The 20,147-nt window shown below is 69.0% G+C and carries 12 protein-coding genes; 6 read left to right on the forward strand and 6 right to left on the reverse strand.

Going from position 1 to position 20,147, the window contains the following annotated elements:
- Positions 1-97 precede the first annotated feature (97 nt).
- Both F4553_RS27040 and F4553_RS27045 read right to left on the reverse strand, forming a co-directional pair.
- A complete protein-coding gene (locus F4553_RS27040) occupies positions 98-3,199 on the reverse strand; it encodes a M14 family metallopeptidase (RefSeq protein WP_184841398.1) in 3,102 nt (1,033 codons plus the stop codon).
- Positions 3,200-3,264: 65 nt separating this feature from the next.
- Positions 3,265-4,785 carry an aldehyde dehydrogenase family protein gene (locus tag F4553_RS27045; RefSeq protein ID WP_312875402.1) on the reverse strand — a complete coding sequence of 507 codons (1,521 nt, stop codon included), beginning with the start codon at positions 4,783-4,785 and terminating at the stop codon, positions 3,265-3,267.
- A gap of 252 nt (positions 4,786-5,037) precedes the next feature.
- Here F4553_RS27045 and F4553_RS27050 point away from each other — a divergent pair, with 252 nt between their 5' ends.
- The 6 genes from F4553_RS27050 (at position 5,038) to F4553_RS27075 (ending at position 15,877) form a co-directional block, all read left to right on the forward strand.
- Positions 5,038-7,389 carry a PQQ-dependent sugar dehydrogenase gene (locus tag F4553_RS27050; RefSeq protein ID WP_184841401.1) on the forward strand — a complete coding sequence of 784 codons (2,352 nt, stop codon included), beginning with the start codon at positions 5,038-5,040 and terminating at the stop codon, positions 7,387-7,389.
- Between the two features lie 302 nt (positions 7,390-7,691).
- Positions 7,692-11,357, forward strand: coding sequence for an NIDO-like domain-containing protein (locus tag F4553_RS27055; RefSeq protein WP_312875403.1), 3,666 nt, complete (start codon positions 7,692-7,694; stop codon positions 11,355-11,357).
- A gap of 236 nt (positions 11,358-11,593) precedes the next feature.
- Positions 11,594-13,378 carry a 3-hydroxyacyl-CoA dehydrogenase family protein gene (locus F4553_RS27060; RefSeq protein ID WP_184841405.1) on the forward strand — a complete coding sequence of 595 codons (1,785 nt, stop codon included), beginning with the start codon at positions 11,594-11,596 and terminating at the stop codon, positions 13,376-13,378.
- 153 nt (positions 13,379-13,531) lie between these two features.
- Positions 13,532-13,837, forward strand: coding sequence for an Rv1322 family protein (locus tag F4553_RS27065; RefSeq protein ID WP_376776300.1), 306 nt, complete (start codon positions 13,532-13,534; stop codon positions 13,835-13,837).
- Positions 13,834-14,616, forward strand: a complete 783-nt coding sequence (locus tag F4553_RS27070) for an alpha/beta hydrolase (RefSeq protein WP_184841407.1) — start codon at positions 13,834-13,836, stop codon at positions 14,614-14,616. Before F4553_RS27065 ends, F4553_RS27070 begins: the two co-directional genes overlap by 4 nt.
- Before the next feature lie 118 nt (positions 14,617-14,734).
- On the forward strand, positions 14,735-15,877 hold the full coding sequence (locus tag F4553_RS27075) for a hypothetical protein (protein WP_184841409.1): 1,143 nt from the start codon (positions 14,735-14,737) through the stop codon (positions 15,875-15,877).
- 129 nt (positions 15,878-16,006) lie between these two features.
- Here F4553_RS27075 and F4553_RS27080 read toward each other — a convergent pair whose 3' ends face one another.
- The 4 genes from F4553_RS27080 to F4553_RS27095 are packed head-to-tail and all read right to left on the reverse strand — an operon-like array spanning position 16,007 to position 20,140.
- Positions 16,007-16,963, reverse strand: coding sequence for a TIGR03621 family F420-dependent LLM class oxidoreductase (locus tag F4553_RS27080; protein ID WP_184841411.1), 957 nt, complete (start codon positions 16,961-16,963; stop codon positions 16,007-16,009).
- Positions 16,960-17,892 (reverse strand): glycosyltransferase family 2 protein, encoded by a 933-nt coding sequence (locus tag F4553_RS27085; RefSeq protein ID WP_184841413.1) that lies wholly within the window; start codon positions 17,890-17,892, stop codon positions 16,960-16,962. Before F4553_RS27085 ends, F4553_RS27080 begins: the two co-directional genes overlap by 4 nt.
- Positions 17,892-19,112: a methyltransferase domain-containing protein gene (locus tag F4553_RS27090; RefSeq protein ID WP_184841415.1), complete on the reverse strand. Its 1,221-nt coding sequence runs from the start codon at positions 19,110-19,112 to the stop codon at positions 17,892-17,894. The genes F4553_RS27085 and F4553_RS27090 overlap by 1 nt, the downstream gene beginning before the upstream one ends.
- Entirely contained in the window at positions 19,109-20,140 is a 1,032-nt protein-coding gene (locus F4553_RS27095) for an NAD-dependent epimerase/dehydratase family protein (RefSeq protein WP_184841417.1), read from the reverse strand. Before F4553_RS27095 ends, F4553_RS27090 begins: the two co-directional genes overlap by 4 nt.
- Between the last annotated feature and the right edge of the window lie 7 nt (positions 20,141-20,147).

A 20,147-nucleotide genomic window follows, 5' to 3' on the forward strand; every position in this document is an offset into this window, starting at 1 on the left:
TGTCACATTGTCCCGGACGCGACAGCGGGCCGCGCCGGACGGCGTCAGGAGGGGCACGCCGGTCGGCGTACCCCTCCTGATTGTGTTTGAACTTGTTTTAGTAGCCGAGCAGGTGCTTCAGCGACCGCTTGACGAAGCTGTTGCGCTCCGCCGGGCTGAAGCCCTCGATGCCGAAGCCGGTGTAGACCGTGTCGGGCGTGACCACGGTCGACGCCTCGGTGAAGGCGGTCTGGGTACGCTTGAAGTCGGTCGCCGTCGGGCCGCTGCCCGCCGGGGGACCGGCCACCGTCCAGCCACCGAGGTCGGCCTCGAACGAGGTGGTGCCACCGGCGGTGATCGTCGCGTCGTCGATGAAGACGCCGAGCCCCTGTGTGCTCCAGTCGGAGACGTAGGAGATCGAGACCTCGACCTTCTTGCCGGCGTATGCCGACAGGTCGTAGGCGAGCTCGGTCCAGCCGCCGGAGGAGCCGGTGAGGGCGTTCCACGTGCCGGTCGTGCCGGTCGGCGTGCAGTCCGGCGTCTGGTAGTGGGTGATGAACGGGTGCAGGTCCGACCAGCCGGAGGCGCAGCTCTGGCCGGCCTCGGTGACCGTGTTGCCACCGACATCGGGCAGGGTCGTCCAGTTGTCGGTGCCCACCTCGTGAGCCTCGACGACGAGGAAGTCCCAGTCCTCCTCCACGTCATAGGACGACCAGAACCGCAGCTCGCCCGTGGCGGACGCGGTGAGGTCGACCGTCTTGCTCAGCCGCTTGTACGCCGCGTCGGACTGCCCGCTGTAGACGTAGTAGGCACCCGTGTGCGGATCGAACGGCGAACCGCCCGGGCGGGTCCAGCCCGTCCCGGCAACGCTCGGGAACTGCGGGAACTGCGACGGCGCCAGGAAGCTCGAGGTCGTCAGGAAGGACGCCGAGTGGCCCTGGTTGCCGGCCGAGCCCGCACCGTTGAGCGTGCCGTTGAAGCCGGTGAAGGCACCGGTCTTGCCGCCGACCGGGTAGATGCTCCCGTCGTCGAGCGTGCCCGCGTCGTCGACGTAGACATAGGCACCGAGGTAGTACTGCTGGAAGTCGTTGAAGACCGCCAGGCACGGTGCCGCGTTGGGGGTGGTGCACTCCGGCGGCGCGTACGGGTTGTAGAAGTAGGCACCGTTGGCACTGGGCGCGTACTGGCTGTACTGGCCCGTGGCGAGGAGCTTGCCGCCCTCGTTGAGATAGTCGCGGACGGCGAGCTCGGTGTCGAGCGCCGCCTTCGCGGTGGTGCCGCCGACCTGGCCCTGGTTGCGCAGGATGATGTCGTCGCCGGTCTCCCAGACGATGGCCTTGTAGTGCGAGAGCACGCCCAGCGGGTGGGGTGCCTTGCGGCCCGACGTGTCGAAGTCGTAGATGTCGGTGGAGTAACCGGCGGCGTTGACGGAGGCGGCGATGGTCGCGGCGTACTTGGCGCTCGTGCCGGTCTGCGCCGGGCTGAGACCCGTCACGTCCTCGGTCGCGAGGATCAGCACCTTGCCGCCGATGTCACCTGCCACCCGGTAGGTGAAGTGCTCGCTGGTGACGAGCCCGCGGTGCCCCGGTCGTACGGAGATGCCGCTGAACCAGACCTCGACGCTGTCGCCGGCCTTCGTCCCGGTCACCTTGCCCCGGTACTCCGCGTAGTAGTCGGTGCCGTCGTCGCCGTAGCGCTCGCCGCCCTTCCACTCCTTGACACCGGCGGTCTTGGTCCGGCCGCCGTTGACCTTCCAGTGCACGGTCTTCGCGCGGAGCGACTTGCGCGCGTCCGTGGCGACGAGCTGCTCCTTGCCGTAAGACGTGTCGAACGCGTCGACGACGAAGTCCGGCGTGGTGCGGCCGAGCGCCGAGATCGGGCTGTCCGGCGTCGCCGCCGACTTGGCGAGCGAGAGCGCGAACGGGATGTTCTTGAGGAACTCCGCCTGGATCAGGGCCTCGTCGTCGGGGAAGTTGAAGTCGCTCTGGCAGTCCTCGGCGAGCCATTCGTCGTCGGGGAACAGGTTGGAGACGGTGGTGCAGGTCGACATCTCGGGGGTGAAGCCGAGGGTGCCGTATTTCGCGCCGAGGTGGCTGTCGGTGTCGCCGTTGGTGGTGTAGAGCTCGGCGGAGAGGTCGGGGTCGTAGCCCGGGATGGCCGAGACGGTGTCGTCGCCGGCGAGCGCGATGTTGATGACATCGTCCGGGCTCGGGGTGCTGACCTGCCAGCCCACGCCGTAGAGCAGCAGCTCGGCGGCGGAGTGGTAATTGATCATGTATTCGAAGCGGATGCGCTTGCCGAGCGCGTCGATCGCCTTCGTCTCCGGCTCGGAGTTGGGGCCGCGGCCGCGGAAGGTCTCGTTCGCCGGGTCCGCCGACGAGCCCTCCTCGTCATATCCCCACTTGTAGGCGTAGTTGCGGTTCGGGTCGACGCCGTCGCCGGGGACGATCGTGCCGTCGCCGTCGTTGTCGCGCAGGTTCTTGCGCCACAGCCGGTTGCCGTCGGTGAAGGTGAAGTCGTAGCCGTCCGGGTTGGCGACCGGCACGAACCACAGCTCCCGGGTGTTGACGAGCTGAGTGAGCTCCGCGTCGGTGCCGTAACCGTCGAGGAAGCGGTGCATCAGCCGCCGCGTCATCTCGGGCGTGATCCACTCACGGGCGTGCTGGCCGCCCATGTAGAGCACGGCCGGCCGCGTGCCGTCGGGGGTGTACCGCGCGTTCTTCGTGACCTTCAGCGCGCGGATCGGCTTGCCCTGGATCGTCGTGCCGATCGTCTCCAGCTTGGCGATGCCCGGGTGCGCCGCGGCAGCCGCCGAGAGCTCGTCCCGGATGCCGCCGGGCGCGCTGTAGGTGCGGAACACGCCCTCGGCGGCGGCGAGCGACCGCTTCGTGTTGACGACCTTTTCGGTCAGCTTGAGCCCGCGTGACGCCAGCTTCGCGGCCTCGCGCCCGCTGAGGACCGCCTCCACCGCCACCTTGCCGTTGACGACCCGGCTGCTGTTGACGTCCTCGTGGTCGAGTCCGAGCTTGCGGAACTCCGCGAGCTGCTCGGACGTGACCTCTCCGACGTAGACGGACAGCCGGTCGGCCGTAGCGCTCGCCGGGTTCGCCGGGGTCGCCTTGGGTTCGGCCGACGCCGGGATCTGCCCCGGCACTACGAGTGCGATCGCGCCGATGAGCGCGACCGTGCACACCCTTGCCCTACGTGCTCTGATCCTCATTCGCCCCTCCTGCATGTGGACTTGCAGGACGAGCGTTGTCGGCCCAGCGCACGTATGTCAATGGGTCAACGTGAACGGCCGTGCAAGAGCTTTACTATGCGTACGCCAAGGGCAACGCTACGTGGTGTGTGGTCGAAAGTGATGAGCGGAACGAGACTCGGCAGTCGGCGTTTCGCGGTGGATTTCGCCCGGGCGAACTCGCGGAGCCCGTCCGCACCGTGGATCCGGCCGAAGCCGGACTGCCCGACACCGCCGAAGGGCAGCGACGGCAGCACCGCGAAGGCGAAGGTGGAGTTGATCGAGACCATGCCCGAGCGCAGCTCCCGAGCGATCCGCGCGCCGTTCCGCTTGCTGAAGACGCTGCCCGCGAGACCGTAGGCGGTGGCGTTGGCGAGCGTGATCGCCTCGTCCATGCTCGCCACCTTGGCGACGGTGATCGTCGGGCCGAAGGTCTCCTCGCAGACCGCGGCGGAGGTCTCCGGCACGTCGACGAGGATCGTCGGCTTGACGAACGAGCCCCGGGCCGAGTCCGGTCCACCGAGGACGGCCCGGCCGCCGCTGGCGAGGGCGTCGTCGATGTGGCGCTTGATGATGTCGCGCTGGCCGGGCATCGTGATGGGGCCGATGTCGCTGCCCGGGTCGGTGCCGACCGTCAGCTTCTCCGCCTTGGCGACGAGCTTCGCCAGGAACAGGTCGTAGACCTTGGCGTGGGCGTAGACGCGCTCGATGCCGACGCAGGACTGCCCGGCGTTGGTCATCGCGCCCCAGAGCGCGGCGTCGGCGGCCGCCTCGATGTCGGCGTCCGCGTCGATGATCATCGCGTCCTTGCCGCCGCACTCGACCAGCACCGGCGTGAGGCTCTCGGCGCAGGCCGCCATGACCTTCTTGCCGGTCGCGGTGGAGCCGGTGAAGGCGAGCTTGTCGATCCCGGCGCGGCAGAGCGCGGCGCCGACATCGCCCATGCCGTGCACGATCTGCAGGACTGGCTGCTCCGGCACGATCTCCGCGAAGGCGTTGACGAACCACTGCCCGACGGCCGGGGTGTATTCGCTCGGCTTGAAGACGACCGCGTTCCCGGCGGCGAGGGCGTAAGCGATGGATCCCATCGGCGTGAAGACCGGGTAGTTCCACGGTCCGATGACGCCGATCACGCCGTAGGGCTGGTATTCGAGCCGCCCCGAATACTCCGGCTGCAACAACGACCCGCTGACCCGGCGGGATCCCAGCACCTTGTGGGAGTGCTTCGCCGCCCAGGCGATGTGGTCGATGGTGACCATGACCTCCAGCACCGAGTCCATCGAGGGCTTGCCGCCCTCCTCGGTCATCACCGCGGCGAGCTCATGGATGCGTCGCGCCAGCAGGCTGCGGAAACGCAGCAGCCGGCTGCGCCGCTCCTGCCACGGCAGCCTGGCCCACCACGCCGCGGCGACCCGTCCACGCGCCACCGCGCTGGTGACGTCGGCGGCGGAGGACACGGGGAACCGGGCCACCTCGGCCCCCGTCGCCGGGTTCGTGGAGACGAGCACACCGGCTTCGATGCTGCTCGCGCCGGGCACGTCTGCTCGGTTACTGGAGAGTTGGGTCACGGCCGAAGTGTAAGTCGAGGAAGTTTCACTATGGAAGGCCGACGGCTGTGAGGCGCTCATATCGTCATGGTGCCCGACCTCACACCCGCTACGCGTCGATTGCGACAGATGTTGTCCGGTCGGCCGGTACCGGTATGGCTTTGGGGCGATTCAAATGGTTCGGGTTGGTGGGGAAGTACCAAAGCATGTGCGAGGGGCGAAATGGTGTACTCAGGACAATCTGCACGTCGGCGGATTGGCCGGACTCTGCTCGTGGCGATTCTGGGGCTCGGAGTGCTGTGCCCGCTGCAGACCGCGACCGCGGACGCCGCACCGGAGCAGCCGCGCTTTCAGGAGCAGATCGTCTTCCAGGGTCTCACCAAGCCGACGAACTTCGAGTTCGCGCCGGCCGCCGGTGACTCCCGGATCTTCGTCACGGAGAAGGCCGGACTCGTCAAGGAGTTCGACAACCTCGCCGATGCGACGCCGACGATCGTCGCCGACCTGCGGTCCGACACACACGACCAGTGGGACCGTGGAATGACCGGCCTCGCGATAGCGCCGAACTTCCCGGCCGACCCCTACATCTATGTGGCCTATACCTACGGCGTGCCGCTCGGCGGCGGCCCGGTCCGTGACGACCTCTGTACCGGTCTCACCCCGTCGGCCGGCAAGTGCACCGTGAGCGCGCGGCTTTCCCGCCTGAAGATCAACCCGGCGACGAACGTGATGGTCGGCGCGCAGGAAGTGCTGATCAACGACTGGTGCACCCAGTTCCCCAGCCACTCCATCGGCGACCTGAAGTTCGGGCCGGACGGCTACCTCTACGTCTCCGCGGGCGAGGGCGGCAGCTTCACCGGCAGCGACTGGGGCCAGCTCACCCCCGGCGGCCCGGTCAACCCGTGTGGCGACCCGGTCAACGAGGGCGGCTCGCTGCGGTCGCAGGACATGATGACCCCCGGTGACCCGACGACGCTCGACGGAGCGGTGCTCCGGCTCAACCCGGTGCCCGGTGCACCGGCAGCGCCGGGCAACCCGGTCACCACCGGTGACGCCAATGCCAAGCGCATCATCGCGTATGGGTTCCGCAACCCCTACCACTTCACCTTCCGTCCCGGCACCAGCGAACTCTGGGTGGGCGATGTCGGCTACGCCACGTGGGAGGAGATCAACCGGATTCCCGATCCGACCGCCTCGCCCGGCAACTTCGGCTGGCCGTGCTACGAGGGCAACGACGTCAACTACGGCTTCGCCAACGCCGACCTGGGCATCTGCCGGACGCTCTATGACGTGGGCAACCCGCTGCGGCCCTACTACACCTACAACCACAATCAGGACATCGACGGGTCTGACGCGAAGTGCCGCGTCGGTGGTGACTCGATCTCCGGTCTCGCCTTCGCGCCGAAGACCGGCGGCAGCTACCCCGTCCAGTACAAGGGCGCGCTCTTCTTCGCCGACTATGCGCGGAGCTGCATCTTCGCCATGCTGCCGGACACGGCCGGGGGTCTGCCGTCCCCGGGCAACGTCGAGCTCTTCACCACCGGCATCTTCGCGACCGACCTCAATTTCGGTCCGGACGGCGAGCTGTACATCGCCGACTACTTCGGCGGGGCGATCCGCCGCTACCGCTACTTCGAGCACAACGCGCCGCCGGAGGCCGTGCTCAACGCCTCCATCACCAGCGGCGGTGCGCCGCTCGTCGTCGACTTCGACGCCACTCGGTCCACCGACATCGATCCGGCCGACGCGGGCGGCCTGAAGTACGCCTGGGACTTTGACAGCAACGGCACCGTTGACGCCACCACGCCGACCGCGCGTTACACCTACACGGCGACCGGGAACTACACGGCGAAGCTGACGGTGACCGACACGCTCCAGGTGACCGACGCGGAGACCGTCGCGATCCATGTCGGCAACGATCTGCCCACGGCCTACATCGACAGTCCAGCGCCCGGATTCACCTGGGCGGTGGGACAGCCGATCACCTTCACCGGTCACGCCGTCGATCAGGGCGTCGTCGGGAACCTGCCGGGAACGTCGCTGTCCTGGGAGCTCAACCTGGAGCACTGCGTGACGATCGAGGAGTGCCATACGCACACGCTCGTCCACAGCCGTGCCGACGGCGAGGCGGAGGAGGGGACCTGGCCGCGTGCCGCCAGCGTCACGCTGGAGGCGGCACCCGATCATGCCTACCCGTCCTATCTGGAGATAGTCCTGGACGCGGTGGACGCATCCGGCAACCACAGCATCGTCAAGCGGCGCCTGTTCCCGAAGACCGTCACGATGACCTTCGTCAGCTCGCGATCCGGCATACCGCTCACGGTCGCGGGGGTGACCCAGGTCGCGCCGTTCATGCGTACCTTCATCCAGGGTTCCCAGCTCACGGTCAGCGCGCCCGGTTCGTATACCTACATCACCTCGCGGCGCCTGCTCGAACTGACCTTCGTGCGGTGGTCCAACGGCATGGAGCGGACGTCGGTCATCACCGCACCGGCAACGGCGATGAAGTCCTATGTGGCCACATACAGCTCCACCCAGGGGCGGCGGACGACGGCATGGAGTCCGGGCTCCGCAGTGCAGCCGGGGCTGCGTGGCCGGATCCCCGCCAGGCTGGGCATCAACTAATCGTCTTCTGACAGCACGGATTGAAGAGCGCCCGCCACGTCGGCGGGCGCTCTTATCATCGCGGTCCAGTGGTCGGCCCGGCCGGACGGATAGAACCGCTGTCGGCTTGCAGACGTTTCCAGATGGCCACATCTGTCCCTCGTTAGCGTGAACCACCCGGCTGGGCGCGCCAGCCCCGCGACGCCGGAATTCAGTGCTTGTCGCGCGGGAACGCCTGCCCGCGCCCTGGGAGGACAGTGATGGCAAAAACCCCTCAAAAATGGCGAATAGCCCTGGTCGGCGCGTTGGTAGCGAGTGCGTTGGTGCCGATACAGGCGGCACCGGCCGCAGCGGTCACCCTCCCCGCCGGGTTCCAGGAGCAGATCGTCTTCAGTGGACTGACGAACCCCACCAACGTCGAGTTCGCCCCCGACGGCCGGATCTTCGTCGTGGAGCAGCGCGGCACGATCAAGGTCTTCGACGACCTCGCCGACACCACGCCGACGCTCTTCGCGGACCTCTCCGGCGACGTGCAGGGCCACTGGGACCGGGGCCTGCTCGGCCTCGCCCTGCCGCCCAACTTCCCGACCAGCCCGTATGTCTACGTCACCTACGCCTACAAGGCCCCGCTCGGCGGCGGCCCGGTGATGAACGACGCCTGCTCGGGCGCGTCCGGCGGGGAGAACGGCGGCAACTGCGTCGTCAGCGCGCGCCTGTCCCGCCTGCAGGCGGCCGGCAACGTGATGACCGGCACCGAGCAGGTGCTCATCAACGACTGGTGCCAGCAGTTCCCCAGCCACTCCATCGGCGACCTGAAGTTCGGCCAGGACGGCATGCTCTACCTGAGCGCCGGTGACGGTGCCAGCTTCAGCGCCACCGACTACGGCCAGTTCGGCAGCCCGGCCAACCCCTGCAACGACGCACCCGGCGGCACGGCGCTCACCCCGCCGACGGCGGAGGGCGGCGCGCTGCGTTCGCAGGACGTGCGCTCCACCGGCGATCCGACCGCGCTCAACGGTGCCGTGCTGCGGCTCGACCCGGCCACCGGCCTCGCCGCGCCGGGCAACCCGCTGATCGCCTCGGCCGACCTCAACGCTCGCCGGATCGTCGCGCACGGACTGCGCAACCCCTACCGCTTCACGATCCGGCCCGGCACCAACGAGCTGTGGATCGGCGATGTCGGCTGGAACACCTGGGAGGAGGTGAACCGCGTCGTCAACCCGACGGCGGCGGTCACCAACTTCGGCTGGCCCTGCTACGAGGGCGTCAACCGGATGGGCAGCTACGACAACGCCAACCTCAACCTCTGCGAGTCGCTCTACACCGAGGGATCGACGACGGCGCCCTACTACGCATACGATCACAACTCCGACATCGTCCCGGGTGAGGCGTGCGCGGCCGGTGGCGACGCCATCGCGGGCCTGACCTTCTACCCGGGCAGCGGCGGCACCTACCCGGCGCAGTACGCCGGTGCGCTCTTCTTCACCGACAGCACCCGCCAGTGCATCTGGGCGATGAAGCCGACCACCGCAGGCGGCCTGCCGTCCCCGTCGAACATCGAGCGCTTCGCCCTCGCGGCGGCCCGCCCGGTGGACCTCGCGGTCGGCCCCGGCAGCGAGCTCTACTACGTCGACTACAACGGCGGCACGGTGCGGCGGATCCGCTACTTCCCGGGCAACCAGCCGCCGACCTCGGTGATCAGCGCCGTGCCGACGAACGGCGCGACACCGCTGACGGTCACCTTCAACGGTGCGGGCTCCACCGACCCGGACCCGGCCGACGCGGGCCGCCTCACCTACGCGTGGGACTTCACCGACAACGGGAGCACCGACGCGACCACGGCGGCGACGAGCTTCATCTACACGACCGCCGGGACCTATACGGCGCGGCTGACCGTCACGGACACGCTGGGAGTGGTCGGGTCGTCGACCGTCTCGATCAGTGTCGGCAACGACGCTCCCACGGCCTTCGTTGACACGCCCGCGGTCGGACTGACCTGGTCGGTCGGCAACGTCGTCAGCTTCACCGGGCACGCCACCGATCCGCAGCAGGGCACGCTGCCCGCGTCGGCGCTCACCTGGAACCTGCGCATCCAGCACTGCGCGAGCGTCGGCAACTGCCACAACCACAACATGCAGACCTTCACCGGGGTGGCGAGCGGCTCGTTCGTCGCGCCGGATCACGAGTATCCGTCCTATCTGGAGCTGGAGCTCGTCGCCACGGACGCGCAGGGGTTGACGAGCACGGTGGTGCGGCGGCTGGACCCGAACACCGTGGACCTGACGTTCAACAGCACCCCGCCGGGGCTGCAGCTGACGGTGGGTTCGACGACGCAGGTGGCGCCCTTCACGCGTACCGTCATCAGGGGCTCGGCCAACACGGTGAGCGCGCCCACCCCGCAGGTTCTGGGCTCGACCGGCTACAGCTTCGGCTCCTGGTCCGACGCCGGGGCGCAGACCCACGTCATCACCGCGCCGACCAATGCCGCGAGCTACACGGCAACCTATTCGGGTACGCCACCGGCGTGCTCGGACTCGTTCGGCTATGTCTGCACCGAGTCGGCGTTCACCTGGACCCCGGCCTCGACGCTGTGGTTCCTCAACGGCGACGACAACTACCACTGGCTCGACCTGCCCTTCAGCATGCCGTTCTACGGCGGCAACTACAGCCGGATCTGGGTCGACACCAACGGCGCGCTGTCGTTCCAGGCGTTCACCGACTCGGCCTATGACAACTCGGCGATCCCGTCGGCGGCGACGCCGAACCGGCCCAACCTGGCGCTCTACCCGCTGTGGCAGGACCTGATCGTCGACTCGTCGGCGGGGATCTACACCTCCTCGGCCGGGACCGCACCGAACCGGACCTTCACCGTCGAGTTCCGCAACGTCCGGTTCTTCGACGACGCGGCGGCCCGGGTCAGCTTCGAGGTGGTGCTCGCCGAGAACGGTGTGATCACCTACGGCTACACCGGAATCGACCCGGCGGTGCCGATGGAGCGCGGCTCGACCTCGACGATCGGCATCGAGAACGGCGCGGGAACGGTCGCCGTGCAGTATTCGCTCAACCAGCCGAAGCTGACGAGCGGGCGCGGCGTCGTCTTCACCCCGCCCGGCGCGACCCCGCCCCCGCCGCCCCCGCCGCCGCCCGCGCCGGGTTCGGTCAGCGGCACGGTGACCAACGCGGGTACGCCGGTCGCCGGTGCCGCGGTGCAGCTCGTCGGCACCGCGCTCACCACGACGACGGCGGCCAACGGCACCTACTCCTTCGCCTCGGTGCCGGTCGGGACCTACACGGTCTCGGCGAGCTCGGCCGGTGGACGGTGTGCCGGTCTGGGCGCCAGCGCACCGGTGACGGTGGCGAGCAACGCCAACAGCACGGTCAACCTGGCGCTCGTCTCGGCGGCCGGTGGTGCCGGCTACACCTGCGTCGAGGGGCCGTTCACCTTCGTCCCGGCGAGCACCGTGCTCGCGCTCGCGGGTGACGACAGCGCCAACACGGCGAACATCCCGTTCTCGGTGCCGTTCTACGGCGGCAGCTACAACAAGGTCTGGGTCGACACCAACGGTGTCGTCTCCTTCCAGGCCCCCAACGGCTCGTCGTGGGACCACTCGGCGATCCCGTCGGCTGCCGCACCCAACCGCCCCAACCTGAGCCTCTACCCGTTCTGGGTGGACCTCATCGTGGACGGGTCGGCGTCGGTGCGGACGCAGACGATCGGGACGGCACCGAACCGGCAGTTCGTCATCGAGTGGCGCAACGCGAAGTTCTTCACCGACCAGACCAGGCGGGTCGACTTCGAGGTGCTGCTCGGCGAGAACGGGGTGATCACCTTCGCGTACGCCAACATCGACGCGACGGTCCCCCTGGAGCAGGGCTCGACGGCGACGGTCGGCATCGAGAACGGCGCCGGCACCGTGGCACTCCAGTACGCCTTCCGCGAGGCGATCCTCGCATCGGGCCGGGGGATCACCTTCACCCCCGGCGCGTGAGAATTTTGTCACCGTGACAACGGCGGAGCTGCGCTTATGCAGCTCCGCCGAAGTCACTCCCTCGGCGGTTACCCACCCGTATGGCAGACTCCTCTGAACGGTCGTTAGGCCGGCGTCGCGCCGCTATATTCGCGTTGATCAAGGGAAGACTCGCCGCATATCGGGCACCTGAGATGGCGAGTCTTCCCTTGATCAACGCGATTTAGGGCGACTTACTGGGCAGCGAGGAGGCTGTGGTGGCGCGTGAGATCAATACCGTGGGCGTGGTCGGGCTGGGGACCATGGGGGCGGGCATCGTCGAGGTGTTCGCGCGTAATGGGATCAGCGTCGTCGCCGTTGAGATCAGCGAGGCCGCGCTGGAGCGGGGGCGGGCCAATCTGGCCGGCTCCACCGACCGGGCCGTCGCCAAGGGCAAGCTCGACCCGGCCGACCGGGACGCGCTCGTCGCCCGGGTCGACTTCCAGGTCGGGCTCGGTGCGCTGCACGATGTCGACTTCGTCATCGAGGCGGTCCCCGAGCATCTCGACCTGAAGCAGAAGATCTTCGCCGAGCTGGACCGGGTCTGCAAGCCCGACGCGATCCTCGCCACCAACACCTCGTCGCTGAGCGTCACCGAGATCTCCGTCGCGACCCACCGCCCGCACCAGGTCATCGGCGTGCACTTCTTCAACCCCGCCCCGGTGATGAAGCTGGTCGAGGTGATCAAGACCGTGGTCACCGCCGACGACGTGGTCGCCGACGTCGAGGCCCTCTGCGCCCGGCTCGGCAAGGTCGACGTCACGATCAACGACCGGGCCGGTTTCATCGCCAACGCCCTGCTCTTCGGCTATCTCAACAACGCCGTCTCGATGCTGGAGGCGCACTTCGCCACCCGCGAGGACATCGACGCCGCGATGCGCCTGGGCTGCGGGCTGCCGATGGGGCCGCTCGCGCTGATGGACCTCATCGGGCTCGACACGGCGTACGAGATCCTCGACACGATGTACCGCCGCGGCGGGCGCGATCGCCGCCACGCACCGGCGCCGCTGCTCAAGCAGATGGTCACGGCCGGACTGCTGGGCCGCAAGTCGGGCCGGGGCTTCTACAGCTATGAGAAGCCGGGCGGTCCCGTCGTTGTCGCCGACGAGCAGACCCCGATCGCGAGCGACTCGATCCCCGGTGCCAAGGCGGTCGGCTCGGTCGGCGTCGTCGGCTCCGGCACGATGGCGATCGGCATCATCGAGGTCTTCGCCAAGGCCGGGTTCGAGGTCACCTCGATCACCCGGGGCGGCGAGAAGTCGGCGAAGCTCTGCGAGGACTACAAGGTCTCGCTCAACAAGAGCGTCGTACGCGGGCGGCTCACCGAGGCCGAGCGCGACACCGCACTGGGCCGGGTCACCTGGTCCACCAACCTGGAGCACCTCGCCGACGTGGACCTCGTGGTCGAGGCGGTGGTCGAGGAGCTCAGCGTCAAGAAGGCCCTCTTCGCCAGCCTCGACGAGATCTGCAAGCCCGGCGTCGTCCTCGCCACCACGACCTCCAGCCTGCCGGTCGTCGAGTGCGCCATGGCGACCCAGCGCCCCGCCGATGTCATCGGCCTGCACTTCTTCAATCCGGCACCGGTGATGAAGCTCGTCGAGGTCGTCAACACCATCCGGACCAGTTCAACAACAACAGCAACAGCCCTCGATGTGGTACGCCGCCTCGGCAAGCACGCCGTCACCTGCGCCGACCGGTCCGGCTTCATCGTCAACGCGCTGCTGTTCCCGTACCTGAACGACGCGGTGAAGATGCTGGAGGCGTCCTACTCCACGGCGGACGACATCGACTACGCCATGAAGCTGGGCTGCGGCTACCCCATGGGTCCCTTCGAGCTTCTCGACGTGGTCGGCCTGGATGTCTCGTTGGCGATCCAGCGCGAGCTCTACCTGGAACTCCGCGAGCCGGGCTTCTCCCCGGCCCCGTTGCTGGAGCACCTGGTAACGGCGGGTTACCTGGGCCGCAAGTCGGGCAGAGGCTTCCGGGACCACACCCACCGCTAACGCGGTAACGCCCCAATATTCGCGTTGATCAAGGGAAGACTCACCATCGGGGGTGCCCGATATGCGGCGAGTCTTCCCTTGATCAACGCGAATATTGGGGCGGTCGAGGGACGGTGGAGGAGTGGTCGAGGGCGCGCCGGTACGCTGGTGCCGGTGAGCCCGCGTCGAAACAGCCGGCGCCGCGACGATAAGGGCCTGGACGAGAACCGGGCCCGCGGCGGCGTCGAGTTCGTGCACGCCGACTCCGATGGCGAGTGGTCCGTTCGCCACGTGAGCGTCGACGCAGCCGTCAAGATCTATCGATGCCCCGGCTGCGATCAGGAGATCCGGGTGGGCGTTCCACACGTCGTCGCCTGGCCCGCCGACGGTCGCGGCGATGCCAGTGATCGACGTCACTGGCATACGGGCTGCTGGCAGGCTCGGGGGCGGCGCAATCCGACGCGTAGGATCGGCCGGTGAGCGCACCGATCAGGTCCAACTCGATCCTGCCCGCCCGCCGCGAGGAGATCGAACTCCTCACGGCCGACGGCGTCACCCTCGTCGGCGAGCTGGCCCTCCCGGCCGAGCGGGAGCCGACCGCGACGATCATCTGCCTGCACCCGCTGCCCACCCATGGCGGCATGATGGACAGCCACGTCTTCCGCAAGGCCGCCTGGCGCCTGCCGGAGCTGGCCGGGCTGGGTGTGCTGCGCTTCAACACCCGGGGCACGTCGAGCGTGCGCGGCACGAGCGGCGGCAGCTTCGACGGGGGAGTCGCCGAGCGTTTCGACGTCGCTGCGGCCCTGGAGTGGGCCGAGTTCGCCAACCTCGCCAACCTGTGGCTGCTCGGCTGGTCCTTCGGCACGGATCTGGTGCTGCGCTACGGTGCGGACCCGTCGGTCGCCGGTGCGGTGCTGCTCTCGCCGCCGCTGCGGTCGGCGACCGAGGAGGACCTGGCCCGCTGGGCGGAGTTCGGACGGCCGCTGACCGCGCTGGTCCCCGAGTTCGACGACTACCTGCGCCCCGCCGAGGCGGCCGAGCGGTTCGCCGCGATCCCGCAGGCCGAGGTGATCGGTTTCCCCGGTGCCAAGCACCTCTGGGTCGGCCAGGCGGAGAAGGTGCTGGACGAGATCGTCCGGCGGGTCGCACCGGAGGTCCCCACCCCGCTGCCGGACGAGTACGACGGGGTCATGGGCCAGGGCGACGCCAGCGCCTACGCCGACCGCACCGTGGCAGCCTTCGAACCGCTAGCCGATTGACGTTTCCATCGCATTAATTGGCCACCGGCCGGGAGTAATTCATACGACAGGATGACTCCGGGCGGTCATGCCCATCCATATTCTCTGCGCAGATTCGCGGAGAACAGGGGAGATGGCCGTGGCCGGACCAGCACGTAGCGCGGCCTCGCTGTTCCGGATCAATCCGGCCGGGAGAGTGACACCGCTGGTCGTCTCGCTCACGCTAGTGCTCGCCGCCCTGATCAGCCTTTTACGCATCGGTCGCGACGGCTGGTCGGTGCTGCTGTCGACCGGGGACGTGATCGTCCTCGACGACGCCCGGCGCCGCTCCATCGCCGACGGTGTCCGGCATCCCCTCGCCGGCGGCTCCGACCTGCTCTCCCGATTCGTGGCGGAGCTCGCGCTGCAGGCGCCCCCGACCTGGGTCGACGGCACGTTCGTCCTGCTCTCGGGTGTCTTCACCGCCGCGTTGGTCCTCGTCGTCTACGCCGCCAGCGCCGGAGTGCTGCCCCGGACCCTGCAGCGACTGCTCGTCAGCGTCCCACTGCTGATGATGCCGCTGGCCCAAGACCGGTGGTACGGCATCCCGGCGGTGCTGGGGTGGCAGCTGCTCTATGCCGCGTTCTGGGCGATCCTGTGGATGCCGCCGAGCCGGATCGGCCGGATCATCGCTCCGATCGTCGTCGGCCTCGCCGCGTTCTGCCTCGACATGGCCTGGGTGCTGCTGCCGCTGCTGCTGCTACGGCTGCTCCTGCGTCGGGATGCGAGTGGCTATGCCGCCGCGTCCCTGCTCCTGGCAGGCACCGCCTGGCAGCGACTCGCCGACAGGGATGATGCTCCGTCGAGCTTGATCCCCGGTTTCGAGCGGTCGGTCCAGGCCCGCTGGATCGCCGAGGCGCTGCCGGTGACCGTGGCCGCTGTCGCGGTGCTGGTGATCGTGGTGCTCGCCGCAGCGCGAGTGACGAGCCCCCGCTGGCTCCTCGCCGCAGTCGCAGCAGGTCATGCGATGGTGCTTCTCGCCGTGACCTCGACGGCGGCGGCCTACTCGGGAACCGTCGAGATCGCCGTCTCGATGCTGCTCATCGTGGCGCTCGTGGCTCTCACCAATCCGAGCGGTGATCTGCGAGTGCCCAAGGGCGCGGGGATCCGTGAGGTGGGAACGTGGCTGCCCGTGGCGGGCCTGACGCTCCTGCTGGCGGTCGCCTGGACGAGGGACCTGTCGTTCGAGCGGACCGTTGTCGAAGACGCCGCCGTCCAGACCGTCTCCGCGGCCACCAGGTAAGCCACACGCCACCCCTGCCACGTTTTGCAGCAAAGCGTGGCTTTCCCGAGCGACAAGGCCACGCTTTGCTGCAAAACGTGGCACGGCACGGGGCGGGGCGGCCAGGGGCGAGACGCGCGGAGACGCTGGTCAGCGGCCGGCGAGGCGGGCGACGATGGGGGCCGCCGCGTCGAGGTTGCCGCCGAGGTGGATGTAGCTGAGACCGAAGCGCTCGCGCCGCTCCAGCAGCGTGTCCACGCACTCCTCGACATCGCCGTGCAGCACCGCCACCGAGGTCGCCAGCACCTCGGGGGAGGCCTTCTGCGCGTGGCTGGAGGTGGAGCGGTGCTCGGTGCCCTGGTGGCGTACGCGGACGTCGAACATCCGGAGCATGAACTCCAGCCGGGTGTCGTCCCGGCCTGCCGCCACGGCAGCCGCCCTGGTCCAGCCGATCTTCGTCTCGATGTTGGCCGGGCTCATCTCCGCCACCGCGGCGAGCGGATCCGCGTCAGGGGAGAGGCGCGGGTTGATGCCGATGATGTCGGCATGCTGCCCGGCCAGCTCCAGCACCTTGCGCCCGCCGCCGCCGATCAGGATCGGTGGTGCGGTGCCGACCGGCTTGGGCAGCCCGTCCACGGCGCTGAGCTGGTAATGCTTGCCCTGGTAGGAGACCGGATCCGGCCCGAAGAGCAGCCGCATGATCTCGGCCGCCTCGGCGAGCCGGTCGATCCGCACACCCGCGCCGTCGAAGGGGATGCCGATCGCGTCGTTGTCGTCGCGCAGCCAGCCCGCGCCGAGGCCGATCTCGACCCGGCCGCCCGAGAAGGCGTCCAGGTTGGCCATGGAGCGATGCAGCAGCACCGGGTGGCGCAGGTCGTTGCAGAAGACCGCCGAGAGCACCCGGAGCTCCGTGGTCGCCTCCGCCGCGACCGTCATCGCGACGATCGGATCCATCGACCAGCCGCCGACGAGGTGATCGGAGACGGAGACCGAGCTGAAGCCGAGATGCTCGATGCGGCGGATCTTGTCCCGCCAGACACGCTGCGACTGCCCCGGCGCGTCGAGGCCCGGCATGCTGGCGGTGAAGCGGAACGGGTGCGCGGTCACGAAGTGGTTTCCCAGGGCGAGGTCGGCATCGGTGTCCTGGTCAGCTGTCGGCGCCAGCGTCCGAGCGCGATGCGGCTGCGTCGGACCGCCCACACGCTCTGGAAAGCGAGCATGCCGGGGATGCGTACCGACCAGGGTAGATCTTCGGCCTTTATCAGTGACCCGGCGATGCCGCGAGCCAGGCGGTTGTAGTCGCTGCCGGCGCGCGGCTCCTTGCGCTTCGCCGGAGCCTTGGTCTCGGCGTGCCAGCCCGCGACATCGTCCTTGCTGCGCTCGGCGCCGAAGGTGCTCTTGGCGTGGATCCGGCGGAAGAAGAGCGGCTCGTCGATGCGCACGAACGGGCCCCGGGCCACCAGCTCGATCATCGTGGCGATGTCCGAGGAGAGGTAGGGCGAGCGGGGGTCGGTGCGCCGCAGCACCTCCGTTCGCACCATTCCCATCACCTCGTTGGCGAGGCGCCAGCGACCGGCGATCGTGACCAGTCGCCTGGTCGGGCTCGGGTCGGTGAGGTCGATGTCGCCGTCCCAGTAGGTCGTCTCGTTGCCGTCACCGTCGATGACGACGGTGCCGGGGTAGGCGAGCACCGCCTCGGGGTGCGCGTCGAGCGCCTCGACGCTGCGGCCGATCAGCGTGGGCGCCATCAGGTCGTCGTGGGCCGCGAGCCGGAAGAACTCGCCGCGGGCCAGGCCGAGGATCTTGTTGAAGTTGCCGTTGATGCCGACGTTGACCGGGTTGCGCTCGATGCGCCAGCGCGGGTCGAGCTCGGCGTATTTCTCGCAGATCGCCCAGCTCCCGTCCGAGGAGCCGTTGTCGCAGACCACGACCTCGAAGTCGGTGAACTCCTGCGCCCGCAGCGAATCGAAGGCGAGCGGCAGGTAGTGGTGATCGTTGAAGACGGGGAACCCGATGGTCACCCGGGGTGCCGACATCAGGCCACCACCATCTCCGCCTCGACCCCGAGTGCGGCGAGCTGCCCGGCGATCTCCGTGCGGTAGGCCGGGTTGGTGATGATGACGACCTCGGGCTTGAGCGCCGCGAGCGACTCCGGCGCGTCCACCCGGTGGGCGGTGACGGGCAGGTAGCGGCCCCACTTGCGCGGGCTCACGTCGACGACGCCCGCGAGCCGGTGCTCGGCGTCGGCGAGGGTGAGGAACTGCACGCCCCGCGACCCCGCGCCCCACAGGACCGGCTTGCGGCCCGCGTCGGCCCACTCCGCGAGGCGGCCCGCCCAGAGCTCGCGCTCGGCGTGGTGGCGCTGCGCGAAGCCGGCGATCGCGGCGAGCTGCCGGTCGCGGTCGGCGAGGCCCGGCAGGGGAGCGGTGCCGAGCCGCGGCGCCTCCTCCGGCCGGTTGATGGAGATCTCGGCATATCTGAGTACGCCATGAAAGATCGTCTCGGTCTCCTCGACCCGCCAGCCGGCCCGCTCGATGAGCCGCAGCATGGAGTAGCCGTCGAAGTAGGAGACGTGCGGATAGATGATCTCCCAGCCTGCCGTGGACATGTCGTAGGCCGCGTCGGGGATCTCGATGAACCCGTGCACCTCCCGACCGCCCGCATTTTCCCGCAGGTCGACGAGGAAGCCGAGCGGGTCGACGACGTGCTCCAGCCAGTGCCGGCTCACCACGAAGTCATAGACCGGCAGGTCCGCGCCGCCCGGGGGCAGGGTCTGGTGGAAGGAGGCGCCGGAGCCGTCGGGGCCTTCGACCCCGGCGTACATGGCGTCGTAGCCGTCGCCCGTCGCGCCGGTCGCCTTGCAGAGGCTGCGCAGGAAGTCGCCCTGCATGCAGGCGAGCTCCACGATGTGCTTGCCCGCGAGGTCGTGCCGCTCGGCGAACTTGGCGATGAACGCCTCCGAGAACGCCTGGAACGCGGGCGAGTGGTGCAGGTTCGTGTCGACGGTCGTGTCGTAGATGACCTTGTCCCACTCGAACGCCACGTTGCGGACGAATCCGCACTGGTCGCAGTAGGCGAGGACGACACTCCCGCTGCCGCTCTCGGCGGCCTCGGCGGGATCGGCCCAGTGGGCCCCGCAGCGGACCGGGAAGTCCCCGAGGTCCGCGAAGACCGTCAGCGGGCCCGCGCCGCAGGCGTCACAGATGTGCTGCGTCTCTGGAGTGCCCTGCGAGGCGCCCTCGCCGCGCTCGGTCACGCCGTCCACCGCAGGTTGCTGTCGAGCTTGCCGTCGGCGTGCAGCGACGAGATGCGCTTGAGGCGCTGGTGGTTGGTGCCGGTGAGGTTGGCGAAGGTGAGCCCGTGCCGCTGGTATGCCTCGGCGAGCTGCTCGATGCCCTTCGGCACGGTCCACTGCGGCTTGAACTCGGGGACCACGTCGGCGATGAGGTCGCCGGAGACCCGGTAGTTGCGCAGGTCGGTGCCGCTGCCGGGGGCGAAGGTCAGCTCTCCGCCGACGATCTCCTGCACGGCGGTCGCGACATCACGGATCTTGTAGTTTTCCGCCGTCTGCGCGACGTTGAAGGCCCGGTTGTGTACCCGGTCGCGGTCGGCGCCGAGCAGCGCGATGAAGGCGGCGCAGATGTCCTCGGCGTGGATCAGCGGGCGCCAGGCCGAGCCGTCGCTCATCAGCCGGACCTCGCCGGTGAGCAGGGCGTGGCCGACGAGGTCGTTGACGACGATGTCGCCGCGCAGCCGGGGCGAGAAGCCGTAGGCCGTGGCGTTGCGCAGGTAGGTCGGCGAGAAGTCGTCGTCGGCGAGCTCGGCGATGCCCTGCTCGGCGAGGATCTTGGATTCGCCGTAGGGGGTGACCGGCAGGAAGTCGGCCGACTCGGTCAGCGGGGTGTCGTCGGCACCGGCGCCGTAGAGGGAGCACGAGCTGGAGAAGAGGAAGCGCGAGACCCCGGCGGCCTTCGCCGCGGCGGCGAGGGCGACCGACGACCGGTGGTTGATGTCGTAGGTCAGGCCGGGGTTGAGGTTGCCGAGCGGGTCGTTGCAGAGCGCGGCGAGGTGCATCACGGCGTCGACCCGGGCGTCGGCCACGGTCTCGGTCGTCACGTCGCGCAGGTCGACCTTGATCGTCTCGATCTCCGCCGGGGCGGGGCCCAGGAGGCAGTCGTCGAACCAGCCGACGTCCAATCCGACCGGCTGGTGGCCGGCTTCGGTGAGCATTCCGCTGAGAATGCTCCCCAGGTAGCCCTGGTGGCCGGTGACGAGGACGCGCACGGAGATC

Origin of the sequence: Allocatelliglobosispora scoriae (assembly GCF_014204945.1) — a bacterium.
GTDB lineage: Bacteria > Actinomycetota > Actinomycetes > Mycobacteriales > Micromonosporaceae > Allocatelliglobosispora > Allocatelliglobosispora scoriae.

Bases quoted from the DNA above. Each gene is read 5' to 3' on its own strand.
- F4553_RS27040 (WP_184841398.1), bottom strand. From the start codon at position 3,199: ATGAGGATCAGAGCACGTAGGGCAAGGGTGTGCACGGTCGCGCTCATC.
- F4553_RS27085 (WP_184841413.1), bottom strand. From the start codon at position 17,892: ATGTCGGCACCCCGGGTGACCATCGGGTTCCCCGTCTTCAACGATCAC.